Source organism: Echinicola arenosa, assembly GCF_014841125.1.
GTDB lineage: Bacteria > Bacteroidota > Bacteroidia > Cytophagales > Cyclobacteriaceae > Echinicola > Echinicola arenosa.
In genome coordinates this window covers 838,632-850,700 of sequence record NZ_JACYTQ010000001.1, presented here as the reverse complement: position 1 = coordinate 850,700, position 12,069 = coordinate 838,632, and the positions used below count along the sequence as shown (strand labels likewise).

The 12,069-nt window shown below is 40.1% G+C and carries 7 protein-coding genes; all 7 read left to right on the top strand.

The genetic code is table 11. The annotated features are described in order from the left end of the window. The first annotated feature begins 356 nt into the window (after nt 1-356). Entirely contained in the window at nt 357-1,001 is a 645-nt protein-coding gene (locus tag IFO69_RS03295; RefSeq protein ID WP_192008242.1) for an RNA polymerase sigma factor, read from the top strand. A 173-nt stretch (nt 1,002-1,174) separates the two neighbouring features. Then, nucleotides 1,175-2,185, top strand: a complete 1,011-nt coding sequence (locus IFO69_RS03290; RefSeq protein WP_192008241.1) for a FecR family protein — start codon at nt 1,175-1,177, stop codon at nt 2,183-2,185. Between the two features lie 22 nt (nt 2,186-2,207). Continuing rightward, complete coding sequence (locus IFO69_RS03285) at nt 2,208-5,645, top strand: SusC/RagA family TonB-linked outer membrane protein (RefSeq protein WP_192008239.1); 3,438 nt, start codon at nt 2,208-2,210, stop codon at nt 5,643-5,645. A 17-nt stretch (nt 5,646-5,662) separates the two neighbouring features. Then, nucleotides 5,663-7,444 carry a RagB/SusD family nutrient uptake outer membrane protein gene (locus tag IFO69_RS03280; RefSeq protein ID WP_192008237.1) on the top strand — a complete coding sequence of 594 codons (1,782 nt, stop codon included), beginning with the start codon at nt 5,663-5,665 and terminating at the stop codon, nt 7,442-7,444. Nucleotides 7,445-7,625: 181 nt separating this feature from the next. Next, nucleotides 7,626-9,728 (top strand): glycoside hydrolase family 2 protein, encoded by a 2,103-nt coding sequence (locus IFO69_RS03275; RefSeq protein ID WP_317173413.1) that lies wholly within the window; start codon nt 7,626-7,628, stop codon nt 9,726-9,728. A 23-nt stretch (nt 9,729-9,751) separates the two neighbouring features. After that, nucleotides 9,752-11,209, top strand: coding sequence for an alpha-L-fucosidase (locus IFO69_RS03270; protein WP_192008229.1), 1,458 nt, complete (start codon nt 9,752-9,754; stop codon nt 11,207-11,209). 239 nt (nt 11,210-11,448) lie between these two features. Beyond that, the gene (locus IFO69_RS03265; RefSeq protein ID WP_192008227.1) at nt 11,449-12,015 is read left to right on the top strand and encodes an RNA polymerase sigma-70 factor; all 567 of its coding nucleotides are present in this window, start codon (nt 11,449-11,451) and stop codon (nt 12,013-12,015) included. Nucleotides 12,016-12,069: the final 54 nt, after the last annotated feature.

Sequence of the window (12,069 nt, the reverse complement as noted above, 5' to 3'; positions counted from 1 at the left end):
TGTTTGAGGCAATTTACAAAGTGAGTGCAGTGAAGTAAGACCAGCCATTTTTAGGATTGCCAATAATGATGGAATGTTGGCAAATATTATGAGACTTCAATCTAAAAGGTAAGGGGATCAATCAGATGGGGTATTTTTTAGGACAAATGTATAGGATTCGAAAGACTGTGGGTTATATGAATACTATTTTAACGAATGACACGAAAATATTACCTTATATTGATTTCGTTTTGCTTCTTTTTGTTTTCGTTTTATATATTTCAAGATCATTGGAAACTTTGCAGTAATGATGATTTATTAATGCTCTTTGTCTTTTGTGACTTAAATATCCAGTAGATACATCTAAAACGAAATCAATGTCAAAGGGAAGTTCGCAAACTTATGAAAATCACCTAGCCAGATTCGAGGCTCGCTCAAATGTAGCGAAGGGCTTGAATGGTGCGGAGGATATCCTGATCTGGCAGAAGTTTAAAGATGGGGATGAGAGCGCATTCGTCTATATCTATAACACCTATTTTGAAGATTTGTGTCATTTTGGGGTCCAATATGCGCAATTGCCAATTGTCGAAGATTGTATTCAGGATATGTTCGTTAGCTTAAGGGGAAAAAGGGGACAATTACCCGATATCAAACATGCTATAAGGTTGTATTTATTTCAGGCATTAAAAAGAAGGATTCTCAATGTGCTCAAGAAAAAGAAACCTATGTTTTCTGATGATTTGTCCCAATACCCTTTTGAAGTGATTCCTCCTCATGAATCTCTATTGATCATCAATCAATCTCAGAAAGATAAGTTAAGCCGACTTGATCAAGCCTTAAGAGGGCTTAATGAGAAACAGCGAGAAGTGGTTTACTATTTTTTTTATAAGGGGATGAGTTATGAGGAGGTACAAAATATGATGGGCTATGATCATGTAAAGTCAGCAAGGAATATGGTGTACAGGATAATAAAAAGCCTACAAAAGGTTTTTGTAATGGTAGTTTTGTGCTGGCCTTTATAGACCTTCTTCTAGGTTGATTTAAACCTCACTTTTATTAGAATGTTAATTTATTTTTATTTTTTCACTTTCACGTGATGTCATTTTGGTGATAGGCTTGTCTATGGAGTAAAGGACAAGTAACATTGAAAGACAGTAATTACAATATCGATTATTTCTTATCTAATAAATACTTTGTGAGTTGGGTAAAAAAACCAACTGAAGAAAGTGATATTTTTTGGCAAAGATGGTTGAAGAACCATCCAGAAAGCCATGAGGAGTTTAAAAAAGCACAGGCAATTATATTGCGCATCAACTTCCAAGGAGATCAGCGAATAGGGGAGCGTAAGGAGGAATTGTTGGATTTAATACTTCGGGAAAGGAAAAGCCAACATTATGTAGAAGGAGAAAGTAAAAAGACTTTGGTTTTAAAACTTCTGCCAACACTCTTTCGCTTAGCAGCTGCTTGTGTGGTGGTTATTTTGATGGCGACCTATCTATTTTCTGAGTTTCCGGTTAAAAATTATCCCGGAGAAGTCCAAACAGTTGCTTTTAGAACGAAGAGCAATCCTAAGGGACAAAAAAGTATTTTTTTTCTCCCTGATAAAACAAAGGTGATTTTAAATGCCGCAAGTCAAATCAGTTTTCCAGAGGAATTTAATGCCAATTCACGCGAGGTGTTTTTGGAGGGAGAGGCCTTTTTTGATGTGACACATGATGCCAATAGAAAATTTTTGGTAAGGTCCGGAGAGGTGGTTACGGAGGTCCATGGCACCGCTTTCAATGTACAGGCCTATTCAGGAGAACCAGTAAGTATAGCGCTTCAGCGGGGTTTGGTTTCGGTATATCCGGCCTTAGCTGGTCAGCCAACCATTCCTCAATACTTGAAACCTGGAGAAATGATCACGGTATCGAAAGACTTCGAGACTGCGGTAATAAGTCAATTTGATTTTGAGGAAATGCTAGGATGGCAAGAAGGTAAGTTGGTGTTTAAAAGGGCCACCATGGAAACATTGATCAAAAGACTAGAGAGGTGGTTTGATGTTGAAATTGAAGTGGAAGGAAAGGTTAAAGATTCGTGGAAAATCAATGGCATATTTAAGAATGAGAATCTGGTAAATGTGCTAGAGGGAGTGAGGTATGCCAGAAACATCGACTATCAAATTAATGGAAATAAGGTGACTATTAGAATAAAAAACAATCAATAAATAATCATAAACCACTTACACTATGAAACAAAATGTACCAAAGGGCAAGAGCCTTTTTTGTAGAAGTGTGCTTATACTTCTGTTGATTACGATCACAGGGGGGAGCCATATGGTAAATGCTGCAGCCAGAGCCCAGGGAGGATTGGATATGGATGAGGTATTTATCTCTCTTCATAAGCAGAACAGTGCCTTGAAGGATGTCTTTGAGGAAATCGAATCAAAAACTGACTTTCATTTTTTCTATGATGAAAAAGTGATTGACATCACCAAAAAACTTAACCTTGATAAAGAGAATGGTTCCCTGACGGATGTTTTACGGGAGATATCAAAGGAAGCAGATTTAAAATTCCGTCAGATTAATTATGTCATCAATGTCAATAATAGAGCGGTTAATGAAAATCATGAATTGATTAAAATAGCCCAAACAGTCAAGGGACAGATTACCTCTACCAACGAGCCTCAGGGCATACCAGGGGTGACAGTTCGTGTGAAGGGAGGAAATACGGGAACAGTGACAGATATTGATGGAAAGTTTACCATTGAAGTGCCGGATGGAAGTGCCGTTTTAGTCATAAGTTCCATTGGTTATAAAACAACCGAAGTGACTGTAGGCGATCAAACTATAATTGATGTAAAACTTGAAGAGGACACCCAAGCACTGGATGAAGTGGTGGTAGTTGGATACGGTACCCAAAAGAAAGTAAATCTCACGGGAGCTGTGAGCCAGGTAACTTCTGAAATGCTTGAAAATCGTCCAGTGGCCAATATAGGGCAAGCCCTCCAAGGAACTATTGCAAATTTAAATGTAGGGATTTCAAATGGTAGCCCTAATACCGTACCCTCCTTTAATGTTCGTGGGGGAACTTCATTTTCAGGTGGCTCTTTTCAAACAGGAAGCCCACTTATATTGGTGGATGGGGTAGAAATGGACATCAATCAGCTCAATCCTGAGGATATTGAAAGTGTATCAGTTTTGAAGGATGCAGCGTCAGCAGCGATTTACGGGGCACGAGCTGCTTATGGGGTAATGCTCGTGACGACTAAGAAAGGTGCAAAAACAGAGGGAACCAAAATTACCTACAGCAATGCATTCCAATGGAACAAGCCTTCAGCTGTGCCTGATTTATTAGATGCCAGAACCATTCAGGAAGCGGCCATTAAATCAGTGGAGCTCCAGAACCAAACGCCTTCTTCTGATATGTATGAGAAGTTGGAAAATATTGAAAGGTACATGGCTAATCCTGATACTGAGCTGCCTTACTACATGGATGCAGGTGACAATATCATATGGGTTGGCAACACCCGCCCTTATGAGCAAGCCCTTAAAGATTACACACCAATGCAAAAGCATAACCTTAATCTGTCTGGAGGAACTAAGAAAAGCTCTTATTATGCTTCCTTGGGGTATCAAGGGCAAGAAGGTCTCTATAAGATCAATACCGATCAATTCAAACGTTATAACATGATGCTAAATGTGACCAATGAGGTTTCAGATTGGTTCTCTGTAGACTTTAGGTCATCATATAGCCAATCAAATTATACAGAGCCGGTCAGTCCTGCCGGAAAAGGTGGATGGTGGACGGCCATGTCTCAAGAGCCTGGAAGGAATGTAAATATGCCCATGTTGACTCCGGCATCGTCTCCAGTAGGAGAGATGTACACGGATAATATCCTATCATTTATGGACTACGGATCCAGAAATGACGAAACCAAAGAGCATATACTATTGGGGATTGCACCAACAGTACACTTGCTGAAAGGATGGGATTTAAAAGCCAATATTTCTTATAAATCATACAACTTCCGGAGAAAGCAAATTATTCCGGAATTAGAAAGAATTGAAAATAGATGGGATGCCCCTACCACAGTGCATACCAACCCCAGCTCTGTTCAGAGATGGAATCAGCACTCTGATCAATTTACGATCAATGTGTTTTCAGATTATTCTTTGGCCGTGGATAGACATGAATTTTATATCCTTGGAGGGTTTAATCAGGAATCTTACAAATATGAATATTTGGGAGGTAGGGGAGAACAATTGCTGACGCCAAATGTTCCAGTAATAAGCCAAACATTGGGCAATGAATACGCTTATGATAGTGAGTCTGACTGGGCAATCAGAGGAGCTTTCTACAGATTTACTTATAATTATGATAACCGATATCTTTTGGAATCAAATGGTCGGTATGATGGAACCTCACGTTTTCCAACTGACAGTCGGTTTAGGTTTTTTCCTTCTCTTTCAGGAGCATGGAGGATTTCGGAAGAGGATTGGGCTTCTGCCATCAAACCTGCGGTCAATGAGTTAAAACTAAGGGCTTCTTATGGTAGTCTTGGAAATCAAAATGTAAGTAATTACATCTATATCCCTTCTTATGGCACCACGGCTGAAGTGAGTTATCTTTTTGATGGAAATCGTCCGGTGGGGATTACTCCTCCTGGTTTAGTGGATGCAGATTTGACTTGGGAAACCGCCACTACTATAGATTTTGGGTTCGATGTATCCATGTTTAATAAGCTGGATGTCTCTTTTGATTGGTATCAAAGAACTACATCAGATATCTTGGTAGATGGAGATAAGTTTCCGGCGGTACTGGGAACGAGTGCGCCGACCAAAAATTCCGGAGAAATGAAGACGACTGGCTGGGAAGTGACGGCCAAGTGGAGAGACCAACTTCAGAATGGAATACGCTATGATATAGCTTTAAATCTTTCAGATTATTCCAGTGAAATAACGAAGTTTGATGGAAATCCCAATAATCTTTTAAGTGGACTTTATGTAGGCCAGTCCATGGGGGAAATTTGGGGATATCAGACGGTAGGTTTATTTCAGACGCAAGAACAAATTGATAATGCCCCCAGTCAAGAACTTATCAATTCTGGTTTATGGTATCCCGGTGATGTTCAATACACCGATCTCAACCAGGATGGAGAAGTAGGTCCTGGTGCAAGTACATTAGATGATTCAGGAGATCGAAAGATTATTGGTAATAGTACACCTAGTTACCAGTTTGGGTTGAATATGAACGCTTTTTGGAAGGGCTTTGACCTGAATATATTCTTCCAAGGTGTTGGTAAAAGGGATGTTTGGATCGGGAATAATCTTTTTTGGGGAGGTATCGCAGGAGGAACCGGAACATATGAGGTTTACAATGACTCATGGGCACCGGAAAGAACAGATGCATACTTTCCAGCATATCGTTCAAGCAGTTCCAACAGACAAACCCAAACGAGGTATTTACAAGACGCTTCTTACATCAGGCTAAAGAATTTAACACTAGGGTATACCTTGCCTACAAACCTGACGGATCAAATCAGTTTGGACAAAGTAAGGGTTTATACTTCTGCTTATAACATTTGGGAAGCAACCAGCGTGCCTGATACATTTGATCCAGAGGCATTGAGCGGGGCTTATCCTATGCTTCGTTCTATAGCTGCAGGATTACAAATCACATTTTAATCTTCAAAAGATCTATCATGAAAAAAATATATATAACAATAGCTTGTCTTATAGGACTTCTTTCCGGTTGTAACGATGAGTTTATGGAAAGATACCCTTTAGATCAAATTAGTGATGAAAACTTCTGGAAAACCGAACAGGATTTAGAATTGTATTGCAATAGTTTTTATTCAACCTATATTACAGGTTTTGGGTCTGGCTGGGGTACCAGTACCGTTTCTCCTTATGGTTACAATGAAGCGATTGCTTATGGAGATGTCATTTCCGATAACGGCGCTCCTCAGACCTATTCTAAGGTTGCCGCTGATCAATATAACGGCCATATTTCTGGTGGTAGTGGTAGTGGCGGATGGAACTGGAGTAATATCAGAGATTTGAATTATTTCTTGGATAATTACCAGAGAGGGGATGTAGCTACTGAGGTTCGCAATGTCTATGCTGGTGAGATCTATTTCTTTAAAGCATGGGACTATTTCAAAAAAGTCAAAACATTTGGAGATGTGCCTTGGTTGACACACGTCGTTCAAACTAACTCACCAGAGTTACTGGCACCAAGAACTCCTAGGGAAGAGGTAATGGATTCAGTGATCTATATCCTCGATAAAGCGATCAGTTATTTGCCAGAAAAAGGTGCTGAAAAAACAGATCGTTTGAATAAGGACATGGCATTACACCTTAAGAGTAGAATATGTCTTTATGAGGGAACTTATAGAAAGTACCATTCTGAGTTAGGGCTTGATGGAACGGAATTCCTAAAAGAAGCAGCGGCGGCATCTGAACAGTTAATGGATGGACGTTATAGTCTTTATAGTACGGGTGATATTGATAATGATTATAATGATTTTTTTGCTACCTATAGCTATGATGGGAATCCAGAGGTGATACTATGGAAGGAATACGCCGCAGATCTCAATCTTGGGGTGGCTTTTAGCAGATATTATGCCCAGAATTTGCGCCATCAGCATGGCGCAACCAGATCTTTGGTGGACGAGTACCTTTGTGTTGATGGTCAGCCCATTTCTGAAAGTGATTTGTTTTTGGGTAAAAGTTCCATTCAAACCGAAATGCAAAACCGAGATCCTCGCTTGAGCCAAACGATTGCCAACTTCGGTACTTATAATTTACAGGCCGGCGTTCAAGGAGCCAATAATGCCCCACTTCCTAATATTCCTGGACTTAGCGGAAATAAATGCCCAACAGGTTACCGGGTAGCAAAATGGTTCTTAAACGACCCAGCTGACTGGGATAGAGTAACCAATGGAATGCAAGCAGCCATTGTTTTTAGATACGCAGAAACGTTATTGAACTATGCTGAAGCCAAATATGAACTTGGTGAACTCAACCAGACAGTATTGGATGAAACCATAAACTTGATCAGGGCACGGGTAAATATGCCACCATTGGTCATGGGAGCTATTTCGGCAGATCCTATAATGGAGTCAAATTATGCCACTTATTGTAGCTACATGCCTGAGCCAGTATTGCGAGAAATTCGAAGAGAACGCCGTGTGGAACTGGCATTTGAGAGCTTTAGATGGGATGATTTGATGCGTTGGAAAGCAGGACGATTTTTGGAGATACCAGTAGAAGGAATCAAGTTTGTCCAAGAACAATTCCCGGGAGTGGAAATTGGTAAAGATGTTTTCTTGAGCGAAGAAGGGTATATCCTACCTTATTTTGAGACACTTCCAAATGGAAGGGCTTTTGATGAGGAAAAGCAATATTTGTTCCCCATTCCAATTGAAGATTTGGTGTTGAACCCCAATTTGGACCAAAACCCAGGCTGGGAGTCTAACTAAGATTTCTTCACTGAGCCAATTACTGAATTTTTGAATGGTAATTTCAAGAGAGGGGACTTTTTGCTCCCTCCCTTGAAATTATATGGCTAGTTATAAATGTCTAATCCATTGAATATTAGTGTGTATTGTGAAAAATAATTCAAATTTACTACTTAGGTTGCCAGCAGCGTTAATTCATTGTGTGAAATTCATTCCTTCAGTTTTGTTAATAAGCAGCATTAGAGTACTTGGATATAATTGGCTTCTTATAGCAACTCTACTATGCTGTTTTGCCAATCAAGGGTATGCACAAGGTAGAAATGAGATCTCTTTTAATGAAGGATGGCGATTCAAAAAGGGGGCGAATGATTATCAGAAAGATATAGGCTTTTTGGACGAAAAATGGGAAAAAGTCACTGTTCCTCATACCTATAATAGAGAGGATATGCAATTGGGCAAGGACTTTTATACTGGTGATGGTTTTTATAAAAAAGATTTTTTTGTAGCCGATTCTTTACGCAATAGGCGCTTGTTTATTCGGTTTGAAGGGGTAGGCTCAGTGGCAGAGGTTTATGTCAATGGTCGATTTTTGGGAGAGCACAAGGGCAGCTTTTCTGCTTTTGCATTGGAGCTGACCCATTCAGTCAATTATGGTGAAGAAAATAGCATTTTGGTCAAAGCAAATAATGTGGCCAGGCCAGATGTCATTCCGATTAATCATTTTTTGTTTCCATTATATGGAGGGATTTATAGACCTGTTTCTCTGATTGTCACAGATAAAGTGAATATAAAAGTTACTGACCACGCTTCACAAGGTATTTACATTACTCAAAACAATGTCTCCGCCAAGCAAGCCCATGTCAAGATCAAAGCTAAATTGGAAAACCAAGGCAAAGAGATAAGGTCAATGGAGTTGGTGACAGAAATTAAGGACGCAGAAGGAAAGTCAATAAAGAAGGCCTCAGAAAAGGTGCCAATTAGCCCTCAAGGGGAGACATTGAAAGAGCAGGAGCTTGTCCTCAAAAGACCGCATCTTTGGCAAGGGGTAAAAGATCCCTATCTCTATTCCGTAACCGTTTCTTTGGTTGATAATGGTAAAGTTCTAGATGACGTGACCCAGCCTTTAGGTCTAAGAAAAGTGGAAGTGAAAGCAGGAGAAGGGTTTTTTTTGAATGATCGACCCTATCCGATGTATGGAGTGACACGTCATCAGGATCGTTGGGCTTTTGGAAATGCTTTGACCCATGCCCAACATTTGGAAGATATGATGCTGATCAAGGAAATTGGTGCCACGACCATCAGACTGGCCCATTATCAGCAGGCAGAAGATATGTATGCTTTGGCAGATAGCCTGGGTTTTTTGATTTGGGCTGAAATTCCCTTTATCAATAGAAGTTCAGGTGAAGAGACTGAGAATGCCAAACAGCAAATGACCGAACTGATCCGACAAAACTTCAATCATCCCTCAATATATATATGGGGCATTCATAATGAGGTATATTCAAAGACACCTGATGAGCATGTAGCAGTTTTATCAAGAGAGCTGAATGATATTGCCAAAACCAATGACCCCGATCGACTTACAGGAGCGGTAAGTGGTTATGGGGAAATGGATCGGCCAGCCAATCTTGCCGGGGATGTGCAAGGTATGAACCGTTATTATGGTTGGTATGAGGGAGAGATAGGTGACCTGGAGCAATGGGTAAGTGGATTGGAAAATAAATATCCCGATCATATTGTGATGCTAACTGAATATGGGGCGGATGGTAATATGGATCAGGGAGCTGAAATGTTACCTGAGAACAGAAACCCTGTTAGTGGGAAGTTCTTTCCGGAAAATTACCAGACAGAAACGCATATCCAGCAATGGGCTATCATAGAAGATCACCCTTATATTACGGCCTCTTATTTATGGAACATGTTTGAGTTTGCGGTACCGATGTGGAATCGTGGAGGAGTCAATGCGAGAAATCTTAAAGGCTTGATCACCTTTGACAGGAAAAGGAAGAAGGATAGTTTCTATTGGTATAAGGCCAATTGGAACCCAGCGCCCATGATCTATCTGGCTAATAGAAGAGATAACAAACGTACAGCTTCAAGTACAGTAGTGCAGGTTTTTACCAATCTTGATGCAGTTAAACTTTATGTAAATGGAGCATTAGTGGAAAAGAAATTAGAAGGAGTAAATGAACACCATTGGCTTTACAATATACAGCTTACAAAAGGAGAAAACATCATCAAAGCGGAAGGAGTAAGCGAAACGGGTGAAGTACTCTTGGATGAAATAAGATGGAAATTAAATTAAATAGAATTTAAAGATATAAACACATGAAAAGCATTTTACGTGGTGCCGTATTGGCAGTAACATTGACTGGTGCAGGACTAGGTTCAGTAATAGCCCAAAAAGCACCGGACAATACACCTAGAACCTCAATAGCCTTGGAGCATGGATCTCATCGATTGGGAAAAAGAACTGATGAGATGATGCAGACATGGAGAAATTATGGTCTGGGGCAATTTATCCATTGGGGCTTATACGCCATTCCAGGTGGGCATTGGGAAGGGAAGTATTATGGAGGAGCAGCAGAGTGGATTCGTTCTTGGAAGGATATGCCCAATGAGGCATATGATGAATTGTACAAGGAATTTGACCCTCAAAATTTTGACCCAAGAGCTTGGGCAAAACAAGCCAAATCCTTGGGAGCAAAGTATATGATCATTACTACAAAACACCATGATGGATTTTGCTTATGGCCAAGTGAATACACCGATTATGACGTGACCAATTCACCCTATGGCAAGGACATCATTGGTCCGTTAGTGGAGGCCTATGATGCGGAAGGGATTGATGTGTACCTCTATTTTTCTGTAATGGACTGGAATCACCTTGGGTACAGGAGTAAATTGGAGACAGAGGAAGACAGGGAAGCATACGAGGGCTTCAAAGAGTTCACTAGAAATCAACTTTTGGAACTTTTGGATTTGTATCCCACCACAAAAGGCTTATGGTTTGATGGTACTTGGGATGCGGCATGGAAGGAACAGGCCGCTTTTGCAGATAAGCTGGAAACAGAAATGAGAGAAAAAATACCGGGCTTGATCATTGGAAGCCGCTTTCGCCCGGATGATTATGGTAATCGACATTTTGATAGCAATGGCGACCTGATGGGGGATTACGAACAAGGCTGGGAACGAAAACTGCCAGAAACCTTTGAAGATACCAAAGGAAATGATTGGGACTGTGTGATGACCGTGCCGGAAAACCAATGGGGATACCATTCCGATTGGAGAGGCCATGTGAAAACCAGTTTTGAACTGATTGAGATGTTGGTAAAGTCAGTTTCATTGAATGGAAACTTTGTGATGAACTTCGGCCCAGACGGACAAGGTTCGATTCGGGAAGAAGAAACCAAACTGGCAGCTGAAATAGGAGACTGGATGGACGTAAACCATGAAGCCATATATGGCTGTGGTTACCTTGATTGGAAAAAGCAGGATTGGGGATATTATACCAAAAATAGAGAAACCGGAAAGGTCTACATGGTTGTGTTTAATAGACCTTTGAATGGGGCTTTAAGGGTGAAAACACCTTCAAAAATTGGATTGGAAAAAGTATATTCTTTGAAGGAGCCTAGTGTTACTTATGAGCCAGAAGAAGTTCATAAAGATGAGTACTTCATCCATCTCAAAGAAAGTAAAACGTCTAAGGGCCCCGTAGTAATCGTCATTGAGCCGACAAAGGAAAAGCAGCAAGAGGGCACTGAATATCAGAAAGCGAAAACTTGATTGAAACTGGACATCAGCCTCAGTTTCGATTGAGGTTGATGTCATTGTTTTAGGTCAATTGGTCTTTTTTTGATTGACCCTAAGCGCAAAGAGGTAAGGATAATTGTATAATTTATATTTTTTTAAGTAATAATTGTTGGAGACACGTTTTTTTTAAGTAATTAACTTACTTAATTGCTTTATAAGCATTATTTTTCAAGATCATCTCCAGCTTTAATAAAGTAATCAGATTAGAATCTTTGCGGGTAAATTTCGACGATATTGAAATAATTGAAAAACTAAGGGGTGGAATCGTATCTGCTTACCGGGAGATTTTTGATAGGTATTACAGTGGACTTTGTCACTTTGCCCATAAATACCTAGGGGATAAAGATGATGCTGAGGACGTAGTACAGGAGACATTTATGGTCTTATGGGACAAAAGGGAAGAGTTTCAGTCTTTACCAACGGTGAAGAGTTTTCTCTACACGGTGACGAAAAATAAATGCATCAATCTCTTGAGTGTAAGCTCAAATAGAAAGCGGATTCTAGAAGGAGATTATTTGTTTTCCCAGCAATTTTTTGAAGAAAATGTAGTGGAGGAAGAAATGTATAGGGCATTATACAAATCCATAGAAAAGCTCCCAGAACAATCCCAGAAAATCGTCCGGCTTAACCTTAAAGGCATGAAGAACCAAGAAATAGCAGATCAGCTTGGGATTTCTTTGAATACCGTGAAAACATTAAAAAAGAGTGCTTATAAGGCTATTCGATCTGACATGCTGATCTGGTTTTTGGCAATAGTGATGAATCAAGTGGTAAGCTGATGGAAGTGTGTTGAAATGAAGTTATGAGCTTGCGTAAGATACTGCAAAATCAAA

Excerpts from the sequence above, each read along its gene's own strand:
- IFO69_RS03285 (WP_192008239.1), top strand. The coding sequence starts at position 2,208 with ATGAAACAAAATGTACCAAAGGGCAAGAGCCTTTTTTGTAGAAGTGTG.
- IFO69_RS03295 (WP_192008242.1), top strand. The coding sequence starts at position 357 with ATGTCAAAGGGAAGTTCGCAAACTTATGAAAATCACCTAGCCAGATTC.
- IFO69_RS03270 (WP_192008229.1), top strand. The coding sequence starts at position 9,752 with ATGAAAAGCATTTTACGTGGTGCCGTATTGGCAGTAACATTGACTGGT.
- IFO69_RS03280 (WP_192008237.1), top strand. The coding sequence starts at position 5,663 with ATGAAAAAAATATATATAACAATAGCTTGTCTTATAGGACTTCTTTCC.